The sequence below is a fragment of the Nocardia sp. NBC_01009 genome (assembly GCF_045208035.1).
GTDB lineage: Bacteria > Actinomycetota > Actinomycetes > Mycobacteriales > Mycobacteriaceae > Nocardia.
This window is the reverse complement of record NZ_CP108695.1, coordinates 4,910,555-4,934,202: the sequence shown is the minus strand read 5'-3', so window position 1 is coordinate 4,934,202 and position 23,648 is coordinate 4,910,555. Positions and strand designations below refer to the sequence as shown.

Genomic DNA, 23,648 nt, shown 5'->3' with positions numbered 1-23,648 from the left:
TCTGGCGTGCATCGCCAGTCCGACCGCCAGCGATGACTGCGACACGAAAGTTGCTCGTGGACCGGCGCGACTTCACCGAATAAGCACTGGTCGCAATAGGGTTTGAAGCCGACCGACCGCGTGGATCACTCCTGCACTGGAGCCAACTATGAAACGCTGAATTCTATGACACGTACGGCTCCGAAGAACATGGAGTGGATCCCGGGCGGGACTTTCTGGATGGGATCCCAAAACTTCTATCCGGAAGAAAGTCCCGTTCATCAGGCCACCGTGGATGGTTTCTGGATGGATACCCATCCGGTGACAGTGGCGGAGTTCCGGCGGTTCATGAAGGACACCGGATACGTCACCACCGCAGAAACACCGCCAGAACCGGTGCAACACCCGCAAGCAGACCCGTCGTTACTGGTGCCCGGTTCCTTGGTGTTCACCCCCACCCCAGGACCGGTGCCGCTCGACGACTACTGGCGCTGGTGGTCGTTTACGCCGGGTGCGGATTGGCGCCATCCGCAGGGCCCCGGCAGCAGTCTCGATGGACGGCAACGCCATCCGGTCACCCACGTGTCCTGGTTCGACGCCTCGGCCTACGTCCAGTGGGCCGGCAAGCAACTGCCGACCGAAGCAGAGTGGGAATTCGCCGCCCGGGGTGGCCTGGACCGGCAACCGTTCGTATGGGGCGCAACGCACGAACCTGGCGGCAGGCGCGCCGCCAACGTCTGGCAGGGCCGGTTTCCCTGGGAGAACCTCAATGGGGACGGCGTCGCGGGCACGTCGCCGGTGGGCCGGTTCCCGTCGAACGGCTATCGGACTCCGCGATATGGCGGGCAATGTGTGGGAGTGGACGGTGGACTACTACACCGCCGACCATTCCAAGGCAAGCGCGCCGATCGAGTACGAACGGTTGCGGATGTTGACCGCGACGGACTCGGGTACCTCGGCTCCACCGGGTCGATAGACGTACCGGTTTCGAGGCGGCGCGAGCTGCGGACGCGGGGTGGTGACGATCTCGACGGCGGCGCGATCGTCGAGCGGCAACGCCTGGTTCGCACCGGCTTCGTGGAACCACAACCCAACCAGCTCGGCGAGCCGCACGGGCTCCTCGGCGGAGAGATCGCGAAGCTCCGATCGGTCCGCCTGGCAGTGGTAGAGCTCCCAGGTATCCTCCGGGAAGTGACCCCAGCCGCTGATCGCGGGATGGGTGGTGACGGCCTTCCAGCCGTCGTGCCAGATACCCCGGGTGCCGAGCATCGAATAGAACTGGGTGCGCTTGGCGGTGGGGATGTTGGCGGCATCGAAGCTGTAGCGCATGCTCACACCCTGCAGGGGGTGCTGGGTGTACCCCTTCACCGTGTCCGGAAGTTCGATGCCGATGCAGTCCAACAACGTCGGGACCACGTCGATCGCGTGGTGGTACTGGTCCCGGGTCTCGCCGCGCGCTTCGATCCCCGCGGGCCACGAGAAGATGCACGGGTCGGCGGTACCGCCGTTGAACGAGTAGCGTTTCCACATCTTGAACGGGGTGTTGAAGGCCATCGCCCACCCGTTCGGGTAGTGGTTGTAGGTCTTGGTGCCACCCAACTCGTCCAGTTTGGCGAGATTTTCGGCCAGATCGTCCGAAACACCGTTGGCGAACTTGTTCTCATTGACCGACCCGGTGGGGCCGCCTTCGCCACTGGCGCCGTTGTCGGAGACCACCACGATGATGGTGTTGTCGAGCTGCTCGATGTCATCGAGATAGTTCAGCAGCCGACCGATCTGATCATCGCAGTGCGAGACGAATCCCGCGTACACCTCGGCCATCCGGGCGAACAGACGTTTCTCGTCGTCGGAGAGGGTGTCCCACGGTTTGGTGTAGTCCAATGCCGGGAAGGGTTTCCCATCTGGGCCGGTGCGAGTCTCGGGAGTGCCGATCGGGTTCAGCGGCGGCAACTCGGTGTCGGCGGGGACCAGACCCATCTCCTTCTGCCGGGCCAGGATCTGCTCCCGCATTGCCTCGTAGCCGGCGTCGAACCGGCCGCGGTAGCGGTCTGCCCATTCGCGGGGCACCTGATGCGGGGCGTGGGCGCAGCCGGGCGCGTAGTACAGGAACACCGGCCGGTCCGGTGCAATCGCCTTGACGTCTCCGAGGTAGTCGAGGGCCTTGTCGGTGATGTCGACACTGAAGTGGTAGCCCTGCTCCGGGGTGGCGGGCTGCTCGACGGGATGGTTGTCGTGGACCAGGTCGGGGTACCACTGGTTGGTCTCGGCGCCGAGGAAGCCGTAGAAACGCTCGAATCCGCGGCCGATCGGCCAATTCCTTTTGGTGGACGCCAAATTCATCTCGTCCTCGGCACACAGATGCCATTTGCCGACCATCGCGGTGGAAAAGCCTTGCTCGACCAGGACCTCGGCGAGGGTGGCGCATTCCGGCGGGATGTGCCCGTTCGCACCGGGGAAGCCGACCGCCGCCTCACTGATGCATGCCATGCCGTTGGTGGTGTGGTTGCGGCCGGTCAGCAGGCAGGATCGGGTCGGGGAACACAGCGCTGTGGTGTGCCACTGGCCGTAGCGCAGACCGTTGGCCGCGATCCGGTCGATGTTCGGAGTGTCGATCGGGCCGCCATAGCAGCCCAGGGCCCCGAATCCTACGTCGTCGAGCACGATGTACAGCACGTTCGGCGACCCCGGTGGCGCCTTCGGTTGCTCGTACGGTCCCCAGTCGGGGATCGAGTCGCGAATGTCGAGATTGACGAGACCTCTGAATGGCTTGGCCATTGCCTGCTCCTCGTACGGGGGATCCCCCTCTTCGTCCACTACACCACCGGCAAACCCACTTGAACAGGGCCGTTAGCGCAGGTAAACGTGCGTAACAGCACCCACCTCGAAGCCTGCTGGAGGCGACTCCTACCGGTGTGGCACCCGCCGAAAGCTCCGCACAAAAGATCACTCGGATCCAGAACCTGATCAAGATCAAGAGCGATCGGTTGGAGCGCGAACGTGACCGAGTCAGCAGCCGATCGATCCGTTGTTCCCAGCAGCGGTAAGGCAGATCAGGCGTTGAAGTACTTCGCCTCGGGATGCAGCAGCACGAACGCGTCGGTCGACTGCTCGGGATGCAACTGCAACTCCTCGGAGAGGACCACCCCGATGCGAGCGGCTTCCAGCAGGTCCACCAGCTTCGCGCGGTCTTCCAATTCGGGGCAGGCGCCATAGCCGAAGGAGTAGCGAGCGCCGCGGTAGCCGAGTTTGAAGTAGTCCTGCACGTCCGCCGGGTCGGATTCGGCGACCGAGTGCCCTTCCAGAACCAACTCTTCGCGGACGCGGCGGTGCCAGTACTCGGCCAGCGCCTCGGTGAGCTGCACGCCGATGCCGTGCACCTCGAGGTAGTCGCGGTAGTTGTCGGCGGCGAACAGTTCATTGGCGAAGTCGGCGATCGGCTGACCCATGGTCACCAGCTGGAACGGCAGCACATCCACCTGGCCGGTCTGCTTCGCCTGCTCGCGGGAGCGAATGAAGTCGGCGATGCAGAGGAAGCGGTCGCGCTGCTGACGCGGGAAGGTGAACCGATACCGTTCCGGCGCATCCGGACTCGGCTCGGTCAGCACGATGACGTCATCGCCCTCGGATACGGCGGGGAAGTATCCGTACACCACCGCGGCATGCTGCAGCACGCTCTCGGTGCTGAGCCGGTCGAGCCAGTACCGCAGCCGCGGCCTGCCCTCGGTCTCCACCAGTTCCTCATAGCCTGGCCCCTCGCCGCCGCGCTGGCCGCGCAGACCCCACTGGCCGAGGAACAGCGCGCGCTCGTCGAGTAGCCCCGAATATTCCTGCAGCGAAAGACCTTTCACCACGCGGGTGCCCCAGAACGGCGGCACCGGCACCGGCAGATCCGCGGCCACATCCGAGCGTGCGGGCACCTCGACCGGCACCTCGACCGCCTTGCGCTGTTCGGCGATGCGCTTGGAACGCTCGTGGCGAGCCTTGCGTTCGGCGGCCTTCTCGCGCTCCGCGATCGCCTCCGGGCTGTCGGGGTCGATACCGCCGCCGCGCTTGCGGGTCATGATGTCGTCCATCAGCCGCAGGCCTTCGAACGCATCGCGGGCGTAGTGCACGTCGCCCTCGTATACCTCGGTCAGGTCGTTCTCGACATAGCCGCGGGTCAGCGCCGCACCACCCAGCAGCACGGGGAACTGCTCGGCAACACCCTTGGAGTTGAGCTCTTGTAGGTTCTCCTTCATCACCACCGTCGACTTCACCAGCAGCCCGGACATGCCGATCACGTCGGCCTTCTTGTCCACGGCCGCGTCCAGGATGGTCGCGATGGGCTGCTTGATGCCGAGGTTCACCACCTCGTAGCCGTTGTTCGACAGGATGATGTCGACGAGGTTCTTGCCGATGTCGTGCACATCGCCCTTGACGGTGGCCAGCACGATGCGGCCCTTGCCGCTGTCGTCGGTGGCCTCCATATGCGGCTCCAGGTGCGCGACAGCCGCCTTCATCACTTCGGCCGACTGCAGCACGAACGGCAGCTGCATCTGGCCGGAACCGAAGAGCTCACCGACCGTTTTCATGCCCGACAGCAATGTTTCGTTGATGATCTGCAGCGGCGGCACCTCCTGCATCGCCACGTTCAGATCGTCTTCCATGCCGTTGCGCTCGCCGTCCACGATGCGCCGGGCGAGGCGCTCGAACAGCGGCAGCGCGGCCAGTTCCTCGGCACGCGAGGCGCGCGAGGACGACGTCGACACCCCCTCGAACAGTCCCATCAGCTTCTGCAGCGGGTCGTAATCCTCGGTGCGGCGGTCGTACACCAGATCCAGTGCTGTTTCGCGCTGCTCGTCAGGGATGCGCGCCATCGGCAGGATCTTCGAGGCGTGCACGATCGCGGAATCCAGTCCGGCCTGGACGCATTCGTGCATGAACACCGAGTTCAGCACCTGACGGGCCGCGGGATTCAGGCCGAAGGAGATGTTCGACAGGCCGAGAGTCGTCTGCACCTCGGGGTGCTTGCTCTTGAGCAACCGGATGGCCTCGATGGTTTCGATGCCGTCGCGGCGCGACTCCTCCTGACCGGTACCGAGGGTGAAGGTCAGCGTGTCGATGATGATGTCGCTCTCGCGCACACCCCAGTTGCCGGTGATGTCGGCAATGAGCCGCTCGGCGATCGCCACCTTCGTCTCGGCGGTACGGGCCTGGCCTTCCTCGTCGATGGTCAGCGCGACCACGGCGGCGCCGTGCTCGGCGACCAGCTTCATCGTCTGCTGGAAGCGCGAATCCGGGCCGTCGCCGTCCTCGTAGTTCACCGAGTTCACCGCGCAGCGGCCACCGAGATGCTCCAAACCGGCCTGCAGCACCGGTGTTTCGGTGGAGTCGAGCATGATCGGCAGTGTCGATGCTGTCGCCAGCCTGCTGGCCAGCGCCTCCATGTCCTTGGTGCCGTCACGGCCGACGTAGTCAACGCAGAGGTCGAGCATGTGGGCGCCGTCGCGGGTCTGATCCTTGGCGATGTCCAAGCACTTCTGCCAGTCCTCTGCGAGCATCGCATCGCGGAAAGCCTTGGAGCCGTTGGCGTTCGTGCGCTCACCGATCATCAAGATGCTGGCGTCCTGCTCGAACGGCACCGCCGTATACATACTCGACACACTCGGCTCGTGTACTGGCGTACGGCGAGCATTGATGGGTGGCAGCGTCGATTCGACCTCGCGCACCGCCGCGGTGACTTGACGGATGTGCTCGGGCGTGGTGCCGCAGCAACCGCCGACCAGTGCGAGCCCGAACTCGGAAACGAAGCCGCGCAACGCGATTGCCAATTCTTCGGGCGTCAGCGGGTACTCCGCGCCGTGCGCGCCGAGGATAGGCAGGCCCGCGTTCGGCATCACCGACACCGGCACCTGCGCGTGCCGGGACAGATGGCGCAGATGCTCGCTCATCTCATCCGGTCCGGTCGCGCAGTTCAACCCGATCATGTCGATGCCGAGCGGCTCCAGCGCGCTCAGCGCCGCGCCGATCTCGCTGCCGACCAGCATGGTCCCGGTGGTTTCCACGGTGACGTGGGTGATGATCGGAATCCGTCTGCCCAGCTTCGCCATCGCGTGCTGGCTGCCGGTCACCGCGGCCTTCACCTGCAGCAGGTCCTGACAGGTCTCGATCAGAATGGCATCGGCGCCGCCGTCGAGCATGCCGAGCGCGGCCTCGCCGTAGGCATCGCGCAGCGCGACGTACGGGGCGTGACCCAGGGTGGGCAGCTTGGTGCCGGGCCCCATCGACCCGAGCACATAGCGCGGCGTGCCGTCGGCGCTCGGCCCCATCTCGTCGGCGACCTCGCGCGCCAGCCGGGTCCCACGCTCGGACAGATCGCGAATTCGGTCCGCGATGTCGTAGTCGGCCAGATTCGGCAGATTGCAGCCGAAGGTATTGGTCTCGACCGCGTCGGCGCCCGCCTCGAAGTACGCGCGATGAATATCGCGCAGCACATCCGGACGAGTGTCGTTGAGGATCTCGTTACACCCCTCGAGCCCGCGGAAGTCGTCGAGTGTCAGATCCGCCGCCTGCAACATGGTGCCCATCGCGCCATCGCCGATCACAACACGCCGGCTGAGCGTGTCGAGAAGCGTGGTATCGAACTCGGCGGGAATGGGCGCAGACATGGGCTCAAGCCTAATGGGCAGGTGCGACAACCCGTACCACCGTACGGGTGTCCGCCGCCACACCGACCCAGACGGCACCCGCAGCCACGGCGAACACGCAGCGCTGCAGGCGTGGCAAAGTCAACAGAGCTTCCTCACACACCGTAGGCTGAGCGGGGTGAACTCCAGTGAATCCCCGGTGTCACCCGAGCCGGAACTGCCCACTTTGCGGGATCCGGTGCTCGTCGCCGCCTTCGAGGGCTGGAACGATGCGGGTGACGCGGCCAGTGGCGCCGTTGAGCATCTGGAACTGATCTGGGATGCCGAGCCGCTTGCCGAACTCGATTCCGAGGACTACTACGACTACCAGGTCAATCGGCCGACCGTGCGTCAGGTCGACGGTGTGACCAGGGAAATCCAGTGGCCCTCGACCATGCTGTCGGTGTGCTCGCCGCCGGGCAGCGATCGCGACGTGGTGCTGCTGCGCGGCATCGAGCCGAACATGCGCTGGCGCAGCTTCTGTTCGGACCTGCTCGAGTTCATCGAACAGCTCGGCGTGCAGACCGTGGTCATTCTCGGTGCGCTGCTCGCCGACACCCCGCACACCCGCCCGGTTCCCGTCACCGGCTCGGCCTATAGCAAGGAAGCAGCCGAACGGTTCAATCTGGAACAGACCCGCTACGAGGGTCCGACCGGGATCACCGGAGTACTGCAGGATCAGTGCGTGAAGGCGGGAGTGCCCGCGGTGTCGTTCTGGGCCGCTGTGCCGCACTACGTCTCACAGCCGCCGAATCCGAAGGCGACCATCGCCCTGCTGCACCGCGTCGAGGACGTCCTCGACATCGAAGTGCCCCTCGGCGAACTGCCCAAGCAGGCCGAGGACTGGGAGGTCGCGGTCAACGAGATGACCGTCGGCGACGACGAGATCAGCGAGTACGTGCGCTCGCTCGAGGAACGTGGCGACGCGGCAGTCGATGTGAACGACGCGATGGCCAAGATCGATGGCGATGCTATCGCCGCCGAGTTCGAAAAGTACCTGCGCAGGCGTGGTCCTGGCAGTTTCGGGCTGTAATCGCCGCGGCGTTAGCACAGTTCACCGGATGTTCGCCGTGGGGCCACGTGTCGGTGAGGAAAGGCTTCCCACATAGACTTTTACGGTGACTATTTCCCCGATCGTCGCGCACCTTCGCAGTTATGACGACCGGATCGCCGTGCTCTGCTCTCGATCTCCTTCGGCGGGTGTCACAGCAGCGGGATCGGTGGCGGATGGTTTGCAGCGGGTCACCTATGCGCAGCTGGCGACACTCGTCGAGGGATACGCGACGCAACTGGGACCGCACCGGCGGCTCGTCGCACTTGCGGCGCGCAACGACATCGATTCGCTCGTCGCGTATCTCGGCGCGCTGAGCACCGGCTCTGCCGTTCTGCTCGCCGCCGAGATCACCGAAGAATTGCTCGACACCTACGATCCGGATGTCGTAGTCGATGCCGGTGCGCCCGTTGCGCACCGCGCGAAGTCGGCGCACGACCTGCACCCGGATCTCGCGCTGCTGCTGAGCACTTCGGGGTCGACCGGTTCCCCGAAGCTGGTGCGATTGTCCACCATGAATCTGATGTCGAACGCGTCCGCCATCGCCGAGTACCTGTCCATCGGTCCGGACGACCGCGCCGCCACCACGTTGCCGATGTTCTACTGCTACGGGCTCTCGGTCGTCCACAGCTATCTCCTGCGCGGCGCGAGCCTGCTGCTCACCGAGCGGTCCGTCCTGGACGACAAGTTCTGGGATCAGGTGCGCAGTCATCGTGTGACGTCCTTCGCCGCCGTCCCGTACACGATCGATCTGCTCGACCGGGTCGGCTTCGACCGGATGCGGTTGCCCGATCTGCGCTACATCACGCAGGCGGGCGGGCGTCTTGCGCCCGAGCGGGTGCGCGCCTACGCGCAGCTCGGGGCACGTTCGGGCTGGGATTTCTTCGTCATGTACGGCCAGACCGAGGCAACCGCCCGGATGGCCTACCTCCCGCCCGAGCTCGCCGCCGAACACCCGGAGTGCATCGGCGTTCCGATCCCCGGCGGGCGTTTCAGCCTGGAGCAGGTGGACGACGACTCCGCGGCCGAGCTCGTCTATCACGGCCCCAACGTGATGATGGGGTACGCGCAGTCCCCCGCTGATCTCGCGCTCGGCCACACCGTCGAGGCGCTGCGGACCGGCGACCTGGCGCGCCGCACCGCCGACGGCCTGTATCAGGTGGTCGGCCGGCGCAGTAGGTTCGCGAAGATCTTCGGCCTGCGCATCGATCTGCAGCGGCTCGAATCACGCTTGGCTGCAGCGGGATTCACGACCAATTGCACCGAGAGTGGGGAACACCTGGTGATCGCGGCCCAGCGCGATGCCGATGTCCGCTCGAGCACCGAGGTCACCGCCACCGCGGCCCGACTGTCCGGACTGCCCGCCGCCGCCATCCGCACCTGCCCGGTCGACGAACTGCCCCGCCTGGCCAACGGAAAGCCGGACTATCCGGCGATCCGTAGCCTGCCCGGCGCCGTACCGTCGACCACCCGAGACATCCGCGCCCTCTACTCCGACGCGCTCGGCCTCGACCCCGCATTGATCCGACCCGACAGCAGCTTCGTCGATCTCGGTGGCAACTCGCTCACCTACGTGACGACCTCCGCCCGACTCGAACGCGCGCTCGGCAGGCTCCCGGCCGATTGGCCCGCGCTCACCGTCGCCGAGCTCGAACGGATCCCGAGCGGCAACACTACGTTCGGCCGCTCGCTCGACCCCTCGACATTGCTGCGGGCAGTAGGCATCGTGCTGATCGCGGGATCGCACATCGGCATCTTCACTTTGTGGGGCGGTGCACATGTGCTGCTCGGCGTGGCGGGATTCAACTTCGCCCGCTTCGCGGTGACCGCGGCGCCGCGCGCGCAGCGGCTGCACCACGCGCTGCGCACCGCCGCCCTGATCGCGATTCCGACCGCAGCGTGGGTGGCGCTCACGCTACTGTTCTCCGACTATTACGGTTGGCAGAACGTGTTGCTGCTCAACAAGATTCTCGGGCCGCACGACAGCGACACGGCCGGGCACCTGTGGTTCATCGAGGTGCTGGTGCTGTTCATGATCGCGGCCGCGCTACTGGTTCGTATTCCGTTCTTCGACAGGCTCGAGCGGCGCGATCCGTTCTGGTTCGCCATGGTGCTCGTCGCAGTCACCCTGCTGTTCCGGGTCAAGTCTTTCGGCCTGTACTCCGCGCACGATGTACCCTTCTCGCCGCTGGCCTGCTGGTTCTTCGCGCTGGGCTGGGCGGCCGCGAAAGCGCGCACGATCTGGCAACGGCTGCTGGTGAGCGCGGTCATGCTGATGTCGGTGACGGGCTACTTCGACATTCCCGATGTCGATGTCGCCGATCGGGAGCGCCTCGTCATGGCGGGTCTGCTGCTGTTGTTCTGGCTGCCCGCAGTACGGGTTCCTGCGCTCATCGCCGGCGTGGCCGCAGTGCTGGCCGACAGCTCACTGTTCGTCTACCTGTTGCACTGGCAGGTGTATCCGCTCTTCGGGCAACACCATGTTGCGGCGCTGCTCGCAGCACTCGGGGCGGGTGTCGCCGCGACGAGGGTGGTGGCGGGCCTGCGGCGATGGTCGTTGCCGAGAGGCTCAGCTCTCGAGAGTCAGGACTTCGGCCGCCGCTTCCTGAGCCAGTTTCGCGATCAGCATGTCTCGCGGAATCGTCTGGCCGGCAAAGTGATCGAGTGACGGCACCACCACGTGGTGCGCATCCGCACGCTTGAGCTCCTGTGTCAGCTCGACCAAGGCCGTGCCGTCACCTGAGGTCGATTCATGGAACGTTGCGGCGAAGCAGAGCCCTTCTGCGCGGGCATGGGTGCGTAGTGCATCCTCGAGCTCTTCGCTCTGGCCGTCGGCCAGATCGTCACGCAAGTATCCATAGATCAACGCTTCCACCCGAACCTCCGTTGGATTGGGGATCGCTGTTCTCTTATGTGGATCTCCCCATTGGTGGGGTACTGCGTTCCTGCAAGAGCAGATGTTCTTGCATTCGGGGGCGGCAAACTCTCCGCGCCCATACCCAGCATGTAGGACGACATGCTGCGAATGCAGCTGTCAACCAGTGACATCTAAATGCCCTATCCGGGCCACCGAACGTTAACTGGTGCGATACTACAGACGTGGCCGCTGGAGACGATCGACCCGTCTGGGCTGTCCGGATGCGCTCCGAGCGCGACGCACGGGGGTGGTCACAAGCAGATGCCGTCCGCGTTATGCGCCTCAAGTCATCCCACAACTTGCCGACCGACAGTACACTCCTGCGTAACTGGCGACGCTGGGAATCGGGCGAGTCGCGTCCCGATGATTTCTATGCCCCTATCATCGCCGCCGCCTTCGACACCGTGACCGCGGCGTTCTTCCCCAAAGCCAGGCCGAACCGGGACGATGAACTGCTCTCGGCCACCGGCATGGACACCCTGGAGTTCATCGGCAGGCTCCGCATGTCCGACGTCTCCACGGCCACCCTCGATGCCATTCGAATCACCGCCGAGCGGTTGTGCTGCGAGTACCCCTACGCCGACCCGCACGATCTGCACATCGAGGGAACCGCATGGTTGCGGCGTATCACCTCGTTGCTCGACGGCCGCCTGACGTTGTTGCAACACAGGGAAATACTGGTGCTCGCCGGTTGGGTCGCGCTGCTGGTCGGCTGCGTCGACTACGACCTCGGCCGGCGGACCACCGCGGAGGCGACCCGTCGCGCCGCCTACTCGCTCGGCAAGGAGGCCGAAAACGCCGAAATCATCGGGTGGAGTGCGGAAATGGCGGCCTGGTTCGCCCTCACCCAGGGCAATTATCGTGGCGCCATCGAGGCCGTCGACCTGGCCTTGCAGACCAGCCGGAACCTCGGTGTCGGCGTCCAGCTGTCCGCACAACGTGCGAAGGCGTGGGCTCGCCTCGGCGAGCGCTGCGAGGTCGAGGCGTCGCTCGACGAGGGCCGAGCAATCTTGGAGCGACTCGACCATCCCTCGAATCTGGACAACCATTTCGTCGTCGATCCGAACAAGTTCGATTTCTACGCCATGGATTGCTGCCGCGTGGCCGGAGAGGATTCGCGCGCCGAATCCTTTGCCCGAGAAGTCATCCGCAACTCGACCCGCGCGGACGGCACCGTCCGCAACCCGATGCGAGTGTCGGAGGCCCGTCTCACCCTCGCCGTAGTGGCCGTGCGCGACCGTGACCTGGAGTTGGCGTTGCACGAGGGCATGCGGGCGTTCGCGGGGAGACGCCGATCGCTGCCCTCCCTGATGTGGATCGCGGGCGAGACGGCTCGGGAAATTATCGAGCGGTTCCCCGGCGATCCGCGCACGCTGGTGTACCTCGACCAGCTGCGGTCGCTGGCGACCGAGTGATCATTTGCCGGTCGGCACATGCTGATTCGCCGTAGCGTTCGATACACCACGGCCGGTCATGACCGACGAACCGAGGGCCGAGCCGCCTTCGCCACCGCGACGACATCGACATCGATACTTCGGACGCGTCCGTGCCCGGGGCGAAACGCTCGTCTGGTACCTCGGCGCCTTCGGTAGCCTGCGACTTCGCACAACCGCGTGGCGAACGCTCGCAAACCGGACACAGCCACGCCGAATGGGGGTCGTTCTTGTAGGCGGCGACCACCCCGCTACTACCCTGTTCCCGGTGACCGACTCCGTCGACGGCTTGCCGAGTGCCGCGCCCGCGCTGTGGGATGAACGGCTGCGGCTGTTTTCTTTCGCTACCGCTGAGAAGCGGACCGAGTACCTGTGGGTGCTGCGGGCATTCGACAGTGCTCGGGCGGCGTATGTCGTGTTGTTGCACGCCGACGATGTGGCCGAGTGGATCGACCGCAACGGCGGACGTCCGCAGGCCGAACTGGTCGAGGGTGACGGGCAGTTGGAGGTGCCGCGGCTGACGGGGGCGGAGATCGGGCCGCTGCTCGACCAGTTGCATCAGTGGGGGGTGCTCGAGCGCAGTTATGACGGCACCCGGGCCGCCACGCTGGCCGAGTATCGCAATCGGCATTACGTCTATCAGCTCACGCAGGCCGGGTTCCAGGCCTATCGTGCGGTCGCAGGTGTGCTGGAGTCCCGATTGGACGAGGCGTCGTTGTCGCGGCTGGTGCTGCCGGAACTATTGGCCGATCTCCATGCGCTCGCCGAGGCCAACCGGGCCGGCGACGCGGAGCGCGTCTACCGGACGCTGCGGCGGCTCGACGCCACCCTGTCGGATATGGCCGCCCGGGCCGCGCACTTCTATCTTTCGCTCGGCGACATGGTGCGCACCACCGAGATCACCCCGGAGTCGTTTCTCGCGCACAAGGATGCCTTGCTCGCGCACATGCGCGACTTCAGCATGGACCTCGCGCGCTTCGCGCCACGGCTGGCCGCTGCGATCGGGGAGATCGACGAGACCGGCGCGGCGGAACTCGTCGAGCGGGCGGCGAGCTGCGATGAGCGGGTTTTGCTGAGTCTTGCCGAACGGCAAGCCGATTGGCGGGCGCGATGGCACGGGTTGCGGACCTGGTTCGTAGCGGCGGCGGCCGAAACCGGCGAGTCGTCGTCGACCGAGGCCGAGCGGCTGCGCGAGGCGACCATGAGCGCGATCGCCGCGGTCTTGTCGCTGTTGCGACGGGTGACCGAAACCCGACGGGGTGGTGTGAGCCGGGAGTCCGCGTTGCGGCACCTGGCCGGCTGGTTCACCGCCGCGCCCACGACCGACAGTGCACATGCACTGTTCGATGCGGTGTTCGGCTTGGGCAGGCCGCGACATGTGGCGCTGGAGCATCCAGACGCGGAACTGATTCCGGCCACTCGATCCTGGTGGGACGCGCCGCCACTCGAGATTTCGCGGACCTTGGCCGAGACCGGTCGCACGCCGACGGCGGGTGCTCCCGCGCGAATTCAGCGCAATGATGCAGGAATTCGGCGATTGCGCGAAGCGCAGTTGGATGCGCAGCGGGCACGCGCCGAGGCCGCGAGGTCCCTCGCCGCCGCGGACGTCCACGAACGGGTGCTCGACGAGCGGGAGACCGAGGTGTTGTTGCGGCTGCTCGATGCGGCCTCGACGGCATGGGTGCCGGTGAGTGGGCGGGTGGACGGGACAACGGGCTCCGATAGCGGAGTCACACTCACGGTGTCGGAGCATGCCGGCCCGACGGTGGTACGCACCACGCGCGGGCTGCTGCATCTGAATAATCGCAAACTCGATGTCCGGCAGACGACCCGGACACGCACCGCCGCCGGAAAGTCCGAATCACGCGGGGGCCGCGCATGATCCACGCACGCCGCATCGACTCGCTGGCGCTGGACAACTACCAGCGCGCAGCCAGGGTGATCCTGGCGAATCACCTGGTGACCCGGGCCTACCCGGATCGGATCGCGCTGCCGCTGATCCGCCGCTGGGCCACCGAATTGCGGGAAGACCTCGCGGAGCTGTTCGGCTATCGGCTGGAGGTCACCGAGACCACGGCTCGGGTCTTCCCGGTGATCGACCGGCTCGATGCGGGCAAGCCCGCCCGTACCGTCGCCGACCGCGTTTTCGATCGCCGCCGATACGCCTACCTCGCGCTGGCGCTGGCCGCGCTCGGCCGCGCGGGCGACCAGATCACCTTGTCGGAGTTGGCCGATCAGGTCGCCGCCTACACCGGCAGGGTCGACGGACTCGACCTCGCCCCGGATCGGGCGGCGGACCGCGACGCCTTCGTCGATGCGGTCGGCTGGCTGGCAGCGCGCGGCGCACTCACACTCGCCGACGGCGATGCGGGCGGTTGGGCGGCGGACCCGGAAGCGGGCGAGGCTCTCTACGACATCGACCGCCCTGTGGTGTTCGCACTGTTCCGTCCGCCACGGGCGCTGCAGCACCTGCACAGTGTGGAAGGGCTGCTCACCGAGGATGCGATGGCCCATCCGGCCGGGCCCGCGCATCTTTCCGATAGTGCCCGCCGGGTGCGCAGGACCCTCGTCGAGCGCCCCGTCGTCTATGCCGAGGACCTCGCCGACGACGAACGCCCGCTGCTCGTGCAGGACCGGGTCGTCGCGGACGTGGAGCTGTTCACCGGTCTGCGCGCCGAACGCCGGGCCGAGGGCGTCGCGCTCATCGATACCTCTGGGCGATTCTCGGACATCAGGTTTCCCGGCACCGGGACCCTGGCCCAGGTGGCGCTGCTGCTGGTCGGTGAGATCGCCGATCGGGTGCTCGACATCGACAATCCGGTGCCGCGACGCCCAGCCGCGCCGGACCCGGCGACCGCACTGGCAGCGCAACTCGACGACGTCATCCCGGCAGCCACGGTGTTCGCCCCGCTAGCCGATCTGCCGTCGACGGATTTCGGTGCGGGCAAACCGGATTCGGTGCGGGAAGCATCCGCGGAAACGCCGGAGGAAGTGACCTACCCGTTCATCGAGTCGGCCTGGGTGCGGGAAACGGTCCAGGCGCTGACCGACCGTTACGGCCTCACCTTCGCCGCGCAGTGGCAGGCCGACGTCCCTGGTCTCACCACCGAGGTCGTCGCGCTGCTGGAGCGCCTGCGCCTGCTCCGCGCGGTCTCGGACGGGCTGGTCATTCTGCCCGCTCTGGCCCGTTATCGCGGCGCGGTCGTCACGGTGCGGACCAAGCGAACCGCGGAACTCTTCGTCACCGCCTCCGACACCATCGGGGCCGACAGCGTTGGTACGGAAGGGATGTAGATCATGTCGCTCATTCATGGCGGAGTGCGGTTCGTCCCGACCCGCGCCGGAATCGTCAACCTGTGGGACTACCGCGATCAGGAATTCTGTTTCGCCGACGGCAGGTTGGTGCTGCGCGGCCCCAATGGTTCCGGCAAGACCAAGGCGCTCGAGGTGCTGTTCCCGTTCGTGCTGGACGGCAGGATCGAGCCGCGCAGGCTCAATCCGTTCGCCGGTGAAGAGCGCACAATGAAGTCGAACCTGTTGTACCGCAAGCAGGAATCGGCCTACTCCTATGTGTGGATGGAGTTCGCGCGCGGCAGCTGGGAGGACCCGGAGGTGGTGACTGTCGGCATCGGCATGCGGGCGACGCGCTCCTCCGACAAGGTCACCCGCTGGTATTTCGTCGCCGATGGTCGTGCGGGCGTCGACTTTTCGCTCATCGGACCCGACGACAGGCCGCTGACACGAAAACAGCTCGCCGAGCAGATCGGCACCGACGCCATCGTCGATCGGCCGGTCGAATATCGCACCGCCATCGACGCGCGCATGTTCGGTCTCGGCACCCAGCGCTACGACCAGCTGATCAACCTGATCCTCACGCTGCGCCGTCCACAGCTAGCCAAGAACCTGGACCCGCGCGGCCTTTCGCAGGCGCTGACCGACGGACTGCGCCCGCTCGACGAGCAGCTGATCCTCGACGCCGCACGGTCCTTCAGCGATATGGAGGAGGTCGGTCGTACCCTGGAGGGCCTGGTCCATGCCGACACGGCGACCAGGGCTTTCGTCGGCGTGTACCGGAAATACCTTGCGGTGCAGGCGAAGACGGATGTCGATCAAGTGCGCGCCCGCCTGGACGCAGTGACCCACGCCGGCACCGCTCTTTTCGCCGCGACCGCGCTGCGCGAGCGGCGCGAGAGCGAACGCACCGCCGCCGAGGCACGCGCCGACGATGCCGACCGCTCCTACGAGCAGGCTCTCTCCGATCGGGAAACGCTGCAGCGCTCCAGCGCCTACGAGGGCAAGCAGCAGCTCGACGATCTCGCCGACGCCGTGCGCAAGCTGGAGACCTCGGCCGGCGTGCACGGCGACAAGGCGCTCAAGGCGCGCCAGACCCTCGATCAACGCGGCCAGGAGGCCGAGCGCGCCAAGGCGGCGGTGCGCAATGCGGCGGCCGCACTGGCTCGCGGCGAGGACGAGCTGCGCGCCGCGGCCGAGGAAGCGGGCATCAACTGGACCGCGCTGCCCGAACAGACCCGCGCCGACCAGCTGACGGCGGCGGTGCGCGGTCAGGCCGAGGAACGCGACGCCGATGTGCGCGCGGTCCGCAAGGCGCTCGGTGTGATGGATTCGGCGGCCGCAGAACGGACCAGGGCCGAGCGACTGGCCGAGCGGGCAAGGGAATTGCGTGAGTCGGCCGCGGCCGAGGTCGCACACACCGAGGCGGCGGTAGTGCTGGCGCGCACCGAGGCGTCGGGCGCACTGCGGTCCTGGTGGGACGCGCACCGAGAGGTCTACTCCCCCATCGCGAAAGGGCTGTTCCAGGCACTCGACGCGGCGCTGGCACACGCGGGAACCGATGAGGCCGCGAGTATGTCCGAGGTGCTCACCGAACACGCCGAACCGCTGCTGGAAGAGATCCGCAACCGCCGCCGAGAGGCACGAGCCACCGCGGCGGCGGCAGGCGAACGGATCACCGAACTCACCATCGAGCGCGATCGGGTGGCTGCCCAACGCGATGAGGCGCCACCGGTTTACCTCGCCCGCACCGATGCCAGGGAGGGCAGGCCCGGCGCACCGCTGTGGCGGCTGGTCCGGTTCGCCGACGATGTCACTCCGGCGACAGCAGCGGGTATCGAGGCCGCGCTGCATGCCGCGGACCTGCTCGACAGCTGGGTCTGCGCGGAATCCGAGCTGCCGTCCGACTACGCCTCCGATCAGTTCCTGGTTCCCCTGCCCGCGACGGCACGACCGACGGGGCGCACACTCGCCGATGTCCTTGTCGTCGAGGACGATTCCGACGAACTCACCGTGCCGAAGCCGATTGTCGCCGAAGTGCTGGCCTCGATCGCGTTGCACGACAGCGACGCCGATCTCGGTGCGGCAGTGGCGGTCAGCACGACCGGTGGCTTCCGTCAGGGCGTTCAGGTCGGCCGCCACCACAAGCCCGACGCAGAGTTCATCGGCGCGACCGCACGTGCCAAGCGCCGCGAAATCCGCATGACCGAACTCTCGGCGGCGATCGAGGCCGCCGAGAGTGTGCGGCAGCAGGCGCAGGACCAGGAGGCCGCGGCCGCGGCCGAGCTCGCCCGCATCTCCGCGGCCGCGAAGGCACTTCCCCGCCCGACCGCAGTGGCGGCGGCGCTGCGCGCGGTCTCGGAGACCGCGGGCATGATGCGTTCCCGCTCCGAGGCGGTCCAACAGGCCGAGCGCGATCTCGACCAAGCTGTTGCGGACGTGTCGGCGGTCGAGAAGAAGCTACGTGCCGTCGCGGTCCAGCACCGCACGCCGCGCGATGCCCGCGATATCGACGCACTCGCCGCCGCCATCCGGCATTTCGAGAACACCGGAATGGGCCTGCTGCGCTTGCGCACCGACCACGAGCGGGAGCGTGAACGCGAACGCGAAGGCGTCGACCGTTTCGACGAGGCCCGTGATCTCGCCGAGGCATTCGCCGAGGAGGCCGAAGCCGCGCAGGCCGGCTACCAGGAACAGTTGCGGAAGCTGGAGACGCTGCGCGAGGCGCTCGGTGCGGGCGCCGCCGACATCGATCGGGAACTCGACCAGGCGCGGGAAAAGATCGAGGCGACACGGGCCGAGCAGAAGGCCGCCCGCAAGGCCGCCAACGAAGCGATCGAAGCGGTCGGCGATGCCGAGGCCGCCTACCGCACCGCACACGAATCGCTCGGCACCGCACTCACCGAGGTGCTCGCCGATGTGAAAAGTCTTGCCCCGTACGCACAACCGGACCTGCTCACACTCCTGGGCGCGCCCGCCGACGGTCGCTGGCCCAGCAGTGCGGCCGCGTGGTCGACTCCCGAACAGTTGCTGTACCGGATCGCCGCGGCGGGGCCAGCGGCCGAACCGCAGGTGCTGCCGGAGGAAGTCGCCGAGCTGTTCGAAAATCTCTCCACGGCAACAGCTTCGGTGCGCGCGGGTGAGGCCGCCCGTAAGTCCACCCGCAGCGCGGTCACCGCTGCGCTGCAGGAGTTCGATGCCGCACTCGCCGGGTGCGGCCGGGACTATCGGCTGCAATGGGACGCCGCCGACGGACTGACCGTCGTCCAGGTCCAGGACGACCACGGACTGTCGGCGCTCGCGGATTTCGCGACCCGCATCGACCAGGCCCGCCATGATCAAGAGCTGTTGCTCACCGACGCCGAACGCCGCATCCTGGAAGACGCGCTGCTGACCGGACTCGCCCAGCAGATCTACGAACGCACCAGCGACGCCCGCGATCTCATCGCCCGCATGGGCGCGGAAATGAAGCAGCGGCGGATGTCCTCGGGCAACACCATCGGCGTGCACTGGGTACTGGGCGACACCCTGTCGGATCCGGCGCGCGCGATGTGCAAGCTTCTCGACCGCGACTCCTCGTCACTGGTCGCCGAGGATCTCGCCGCCATCCGCGCTCACTTCGCCTCCGAAATCCGCACCGCGCGCGCCGCCCACCCCGAACGCTCCTACCCCGAAATCCTTGCCGCAACACTGGACTACCGGACCTGGCGAGTCTTCTCTTTCACCCTCATCTCCGCCGACGGCAGCGAAGACAAACTCACCGTCGCCCGCCACAGCGCGTTGTCCGGCGGCGAGCAGTCGGTGTCGCTGCACCTGCCTTTGTTCGCCGCCGCCCATGTCATGCTCGACTCCGCCGACCCCCAGGCCCCCCGCCTCCTGGCACTCGACGAAGCCTTCGCAGGCGTCGACGACAACGGCCGCAGCGAACTACTCGGCCTCAGCGTCCAATTCGATCTCGACCTGTTCATGACCGGCTACGACCTCTGGATCACCTACACCCACGTCCCCGGCTGTGCGCACTACGACCTCGCCCACTCTGCCGCCGAAAACACCGTCAGCGCAACCCTTTTGGTCTGGGACAGCGGCGACCTCCTCGCCGAACACGACGGCACCGACCTCACCACAGCCCTCGGCTCCCCCAACCGCCGCCGGGTAGCGAACACGATCGAAGGGGGACTCACATTGCCGGACATGCCAGGAAACGAAGCCGGTACAGCGACCCGGGCCGAAACCGTCCAGGTCAGCTGAACATGTCCGACTCGGTGGTCCCGGCAGACGCTTCCGGGCCACCGGACCAGGTCGCTAGTGGAAGATCATGAGACATGCGGCGGGCGGTCCGGCACGACGACGGCACCGATCGCGGTGCCGATGGGGACGGCGTTGTTGAGGTTGGCGTCGGCCCTCGGCCCGAGGGTGACGTAGACGACGATGGTCGTCTTGGTTTCCGTGTCGTACAGGGCAACACCGTTGTAGCCGCCGAATGCCGGGTTCATGAAGAGCCAGTCGTCGAAATGAACGACGCCGAAGGCGAAGAACTTCTGTGCAGTCAGTGGGCCGAGCCCGGCCGTCGACGCCGCCATCATCTCGTGGAACTGCGTATCGGAGAGCAGCTTGCCCGTGCCGAGCGCACGCACCCACACGGCAACATCGGCGACGGTGGAGTTCATGTTGCCGCTGTGCAGAAAGGCCGTGGGATTCCAGAACGTGGAGTCCTCGAATACGTGGCGCTCGTTCGTGTAGCCGTGCAGGATCGGCTCGGCTATCTGCGGAGTGAGCACCACCGCGCTGTGGTGCATGCCCAGCGGGTCCAAGACGTGCTGCTCGAGCAGGTCGCCGAGGGCTTGACCGGTCGCCTTCTCCAGCACCACGCCGAGCAGGGTGAGGTCACTGTGGGCATACGCCCAGCTGGTGCCGGGTTCGAACAGCGGCGGACGTGAGTTGGCCAGCTCGAAGATCTCCTGCGCGGTCCACCCCGCGATCGGGTTCGTGTAGAAGCGCCGCAGGAACTCTGGATCGGTGACATAGTCCGCGATGCCCGTGGTGCCGTTGGCGAGCATCCGCGGGGTGATCTTGTCGGCGCGGGGGAAGTCGGGAACCCACTTGGCAATGGGCTCGTCCAGCCGCACCACCCCCGCCTTGTCGAGCTGCAACAGCACCGTCGAAAGCATCGGCTCCATCGGCTGCCCCACCCGCAGCCGCATATCGGATGTCGCCGAAATGCCGAGCGGGGATCCCCCGAGCGCACCGCGGACGATCTCGTCGTCGCCATGCCACACACCGAATACGGCAGCGCTGAGATTGAGCTCGGCTACTTGGCCGCGGACGATCTCGACGATCCGCGCGGCTTCGGGGCTGTCGACGTCGACGCGCGAGGTCTCCGTTCCCGGCGCGGTCGCGTGTTCCCCGACGTCATTGCGACGGTCCGATCCGCAAGCTCCGGCAGCGAATGCGACAACAACCGCGAGCGCAGCGCATACGGTGCTGCGCATCCATCGGCGATCAGGCACGCTCATGACGGCGATCCCTTCGCATAGGAAACAGCCCGAGGAAAGTTCCCTGAATGTACGCGGGTGCCACGCGGCGCGAATGAAAAACGCCGGTTGTCTCGCCGGGGCGTCACCGATCACTCGCCCTGCTCCGACCGATCGAGCCTGATCGGGGCGGTGCCCGCAGCCCGGATACGGCGGTAAGGGACCCCGGATAGCCAGCCCAACCTATCCGCACGAGGCACTAGCAGGCAGGTTGCTGGGCGGGCTCCCACATCCGCTGAGACCGGTCAGATGACTCCGACCCCGACCGGATTTGGGCAGTGCGCTCGGGGTCGACCCAGAATGCGAGGTCGTCGAGGCTGCCGATGACGGGGCCGAAGTTGTCGCCATCGGTAGAGGTGGGCTCGGCGGGGAGATCGGAGACGGCGGCGACTCGTACAGGGGATCACCACGACGAACCCATTGCTCGCCCAGTGCCGCGCCAATGCGTCGTACATGCCGGCATTGGCGCTGAATCCGGACATGAAGACCAGCAGCGGCGCATTCGGCACGCTCCGAGCCACACCGAAATTCTGAGACCACGTGGTATCAGATCACAGAGGCTACCGTGGAGTGCCCTGCGACACAATGGCGAAACGACACCGACGAAGGAATCTGACATGCGGATGACCTACGACCCGGCCGCCGACGCCGCGTACTGCTACATCGCCGACGGCATCGCCGCAGGTGCGGCTGCGCAACGGGTCGTCACGGCGATCGAAAGAGGGACCGTGGTGCTCGACATGAGCACGTCGGGCACGCTGCTCGGCCTCGAAGTCCTCGGCGCACAGCAGGTGCTGCCGCCCGAAGCGCTGGAGCGCACCCGGACCAGTCCGTACGTCGCGGTGGCGCTGTACAAATCGACCTCCGACGCACCCGACTACCGGCCGCTCTACGAAGAGTGCTTCATCCTCGTGTTCGCCGATTCGGTGGAATCCGCGCGGGCGGCAGCGCGGACCAAGGCCGAGGACCAGGAAGCGCGATATCGCAACGAGCGCGGCGACACCGTCACCTGGTCACTTGAACACCTTGTCGACGTGGCCCCCGCCGTCGATGACAATCTCGAGACCGGCGGAACTTTCTACTCCCGCCACTTCCGCGACTACGACGCCTACCGCCGCATGGAACCGCTACTGGACGGCGATCCGCTGTAGCGGCCCAGCTACCGCCCACTGGCATCCGCGCGCAGCGGCGGGCACGCGAGGCCGGGCAAGGCGGCGAGCTCGAAGTGCCACCACTCGTTCTCGTAGATCCGGCACAACCCCCACCGGCTACCGTTCACTTCCAGCCACTGCGCACCACCGCGCGGCCCCACATCGATCGCCTGACCCGACACATGGGTCGACTCCGAGGGCGGCAGCACCCAGCGCCGCGCCTCGTCCGGGCTGCCGTAGGTCTGCAGCCCGTTGAGCCACAGCTCTTCCTGCTGCTCCGGCGTGCGATAGCCCGAGGTGATCGACAGCTCCACTCCCTCCGCCTCGGCCTGGTCATGAGCCAGCGAATAGGCCAACGCAAGCTTTGGCTCGAGCCCCTCGGTGCCGCTCGCCGACCCGGTCGCCACCCGCTCGTCGACGGGCGTGGCGGACGCGGTCGGCAGGGCCAGTGCGGTGGCGACCAGCGCGGGGAACACCGCGACAGGCAGGCCGAGCAGGATCCGATTCCTTTGCACTCCGCGCTTCAGCATGGGGGCGATACTAACGGCTTCCTGCGGCAGGTTGCCTCAGGTCCGATCCAGCGGCGCAACGGCCGCACGCTGCTCGACAGGCTCGCATACGCCGGAACCGCAGGCCGCGTGGCGCGACGAATTCAGCGACATGCCCGGCGAACGGGGTGACAACACCTTGTCCTCGGGACGCCGTTGTCCGGAATCCACATCTGGCGTAAGGAGTTACCGTCGAGCAAGGCCGAATCGGCGTGTCCCACAGCGTGTTATCCACAGGAATGACCCTTGTCCACAATCTATTCCAGTGTTGTGGATCACCGAGACGTGAGTGCTGCTATCACCGAATCCGGAATCTACGGCGCCTTCACCAGTTTCATGACAGCGTCCGCATCCGTACCATCGACGAACTCGACCCACACCCGATCCCCCGTCCGCAATGGACCGTCGGCCTCGATGAGCGCGTCCCGCACCATGAGCTCGTCGCACGACTCGGTGGTCACGACACCGAACCCGCCGTCACGATCGGGTATCCACCGCCCGACGATCGCCCACATCGCACGAACCTTATTGCACGACACCCTTTCCCGCACGACGAAACATGAGGAGGCGCACCGACGGGAAGGTCACCGATGCACACCGCATCGGCGACCTCGAGTTCCCCTTGACCACCTGTTCACACTGGTCGACTACACACACCCGGTGACGTCGAGCTCGCCCACACCCCCCGCCGGATCTCCTCTGCGGCTTCACGATTCCGGACAATTCGCTCAACGATCTCGCTGCCGTGATCACGCGCATAGGCGACGGCGAGCTCGATCTTGCGGGAATGCAGATCCGATTGCTGGCTCAATACCGCGATCCGGCGTTCGAACGGCCCATCGAGTTCCTCCAGTCGCGCAACGACTTCCCACACGTCGGGCCCGGCCGCGAGGGCCGCACGGCGGTCGGTGATGGGGCCGCGGAAAACGATGCCGGGGTGATCGAGCTGGTCGAACCCCTCGCGGATCAGGCGGCTGAGCAATGCGATCGAGCTGGTTCCCTCGCGTGCGGCGCGTTCGGCCAACCGGCGGCTGGCTGATTCCGAGATACGAAACGTCGTACTCATTGCCCTCCTCGACCTC

Annotated in this window: 13 protein-coding genes and 2 pseudogenes; 8 read left to right on the top strand and 7 right to left on the bottom strand. The window is 66.6% G+C overall.

Annotated elements, in window-relative coordinates:
* Window positions 1-165: 165 nt before the first annotated feature.
* Window positions 166-871, top strand: a pseudogene (locus OHA42_RS22040) (formylglycine-generating enzyme family protein); the annotation flags it as partial.
* A 5-nt stretch (window positions 872-876) separates the two neighbouring features.
* Here OHA42_RS22040 and OHA42_RS22035 read toward each other — a convergent pair.
* Window positions 877-2,754: pseudogene (locus OHA42_RS22035) on the bottom strand (arylsulfatase); the annotation flags it as partial.
* A gap of 275 nt (window positions 2,755-3,029) precedes the next feature.
* Window positions 3,030-6,626: a methionine synthase gene (metH, locus tag OHA42_RS22030; RefSeq protein WP_406229767.1), complete on the bottom strand. Its 3,597-nt coding sequence runs from the start codon at window positions 6,624-6,626 to the stop codon at window positions 3,030-3,032.
* Window positions 6,627-6,774: 148 nt separating this feature from the next.
* Here metH and OHA42_RS22025 point away from each other — a divergent pair, with 148 nt between their 5' ends.
* Together OHA42_RS22025 and OHA42_RS22020 are read left to right on the top strand one after the other, a co-directional pair.
* Window positions 6,775-7,677, top strand: a complete 903-nt coding sequence (locus tag OHA42_RS22025) for a PAC2 family protein (RefSeq protein ID WP_406239527.1) — start codon at window positions 6,775-6,777, stop codon at window positions 7,675-7,677.
* Window positions 7,678-7,762: 85 nt separating this feature from the next.
* Window positions 7,763-10,363, top strand: coding sequence for an AMP-binding protein (locus OHA42_RS22020; protein ID WP_406229766.1), 2,601 nt, complete (start codon window positions 7,763-7,765; stop codon window positions 10,361-10,363).
* Here the strand turns inward: OHA42_RS22020 and OHA42_RS22015 are convergent.
* Window positions 10,265-10,570, bottom strand: coding sequence for a hypothetical protein (locus OHA42_RS22015; protein WP_406229765.1), 306 nt, complete (start codon window positions 10,568-10,570; stop codon window positions 10,265-10,267). The two genes, OHA42_RS22020 and OHA42_RS22015, sit on opposite strands and share 99 nt — an antisense overlap.
* A gap of 341 nt (window positions 10,571-10,911) precedes the next feature.
* Between OHA42_RS22015 and OHA42_RS22010 the strand changes: the two genes are divergently transcribed.
* The 4 genes from OHA42_RS22010 (at window position 10,912) to OHA42_RS21995 (ending at window position 19,584) form a co-directional block, all read left to right on the top strand.
* Entirely contained in the window at window positions 10,912-12,027 is a 1,116-nt protein-coding gene (locus OHA42_RS22010; RefSeq protein WP_406229764.1) for an XRE family transcriptional regulator, read from the top strand.
* A 343-nt stretch (window positions 12,028-12,370) separates the two neighbouring features.
* Window positions 12,371-13,927, top strand: coding sequence for a TIGR02677 family protein (locus tag OHA42_RS22005; RefSeq protein ID WP_406239525.1), 1,557 nt, complete (start codon window positions 12,371-12,373; stop codon window positions 13,925-13,927).
* Entirely contained in the window at window positions 13,927-15,339 is a 1,413-nt protein-coding gene (locus OHA42_RS22000) for a TIGR02678 family protein (protein WP_406239523.1), read from the top strand. Before OHA42_RS22005 ends, OHA42_RS22000 begins: the two co-directional genes overlap by 1 nt.
* A 3-nt stretch (window positions 15,340-15,342) precedes the next feature.
* Window positions 15,343-19,584, top strand: a complete 4,242-nt coding sequence (locus OHA42_RS21995) for a TIGR02680 family protein (protein WP_406229763.1) — start codon at window positions 15,343-15,345, stop codon at window positions 19,582-19,584.
* Window positions 19,585-19,649: 65 nt separating this feature from the next.
* On the opposite strand, the gene OHA42_RS21990 is transcribed toward OHA42_RS21995, so the two are convergent.
* Complete coding sequence (locus OHA42_RS21990; RefSeq protein ID WP_406229762.1) at window positions 19,650-20,849, bottom strand: serine hydrolase domain-containing protein; 1,200 nt, start codon at window positions 20,847-20,849, stop codon at window positions 19,650-19,652.
* A gap of 635 nt (window positions 20,850-21,484) precedes the next feature.
* Between OHA42_RS21990 and OHA42_RS21985 the strand changes: the two genes are divergently transcribed.
* The gene (locus OHA42_RS21985) at window positions 21,485-22,018 is read left to right on the top strand and encodes a DUF4288 domain-containing protein (protein WP_406229761.1); all 534 of its coding nucleotides are present in this window, start codon (window positions 21,485-21,487) and stop codon (window positions 22,016-22,018) included.
* A gap of 8 nt (window positions 22,019-22,026) precedes the next feature.
* Here OHA42_RS21985 and OHA42_RS21980 read toward each other — a convergent pair whose 3' ends face one another.
* The 3 genes from OHA42_RS21980 to OHA42_RS21970 form a co-directional block, all read right to left on the bottom strand.
* Window positions 22,027-22,548 carry a M15 family metallopeptidase gene (locus OHA42_RS21980; RefSeq protein WP_406229759.1) on the bottom strand — a complete coding sequence of 174 codons (522 nt, stop codon included), beginning with the start codon at window positions 22,546-22,548 and terminating at the stop codon, window positions 22,027-22,029.
* Window positions 22,549-22,880: 332 nt separating this feature from the next.
* A complete protein-coding gene (locus OHA42_RS21975) occupies window positions 22,881-23,081 on the bottom strand; it encodes a hypothetical protein (protein ID WP_406229758.1) in 201 nt (66 codons plus the stop codon).
* A gap of 119 nt (window positions 23,082-23,200) precedes the next feature.
* Entirely contained in the window at window positions 23,201-23,632 is a 432-nt protein-coding gene (locus OHA42_RS21970) for a hypothetical protein (protein ID WP_406229757.1), read from the bottom strand.
* Window positions 23,633-23,648: the final 16 nt, after the last annotated feature.

Bases quoted from the DNA above. Each gene is read 5' to 3' on its own strand.
- OHA42_RS21980 (WP_406229759.1), bottom strand. From the start codon at position 22,548: ATGCTGAAGCGCGGAGTGCAAAGGAATCGGATCCTGCTCGGCCTGCCT.
- metH (WP_406229767.1), bottom strand. From the start codon at position 6,626: ATGTCTGCGCCCATTCCCGCCGAGTTCGATACCACGCTTCTCGACACG.
- OHA42_RS21970 (WP_406229757.1), bottom strand. From the start codon at position 23,632: ATGAGTACGACGTTTCGTATCTCGGAATCAGCCAGCCGCCGGTTGGCC.
- OHA42_RS21995 (WP_406229763.1), top strand. From the start codon at position 15,343: ATGTCGCTCATTCATGGCGGAGTGCGGTTCGTCCCGACCCGCGCCGGA.
- OHA42_RS21990 (WP_406229762.1), bottom strand. From the start codon at position 20,849: ATGAGCGTGCCTGATCGCCGATGGATGCGCAGCACCGTATGCGCTGCG.
- OHA42_RS21985 (WP_406229761.1), top strand. From the start codon at position 21,485: ATGCGGATGACCTACGACCCGGCCGCCGACGCCGCGTACTGCTACATC.
- OHA42_RS21975 (WP_406229758.1), bottom strand. From the start codon at position 23,081: ATGTGGGCGATCGTCGGGCGGTGGATACCCGATCGTGACGGCGGGTTC.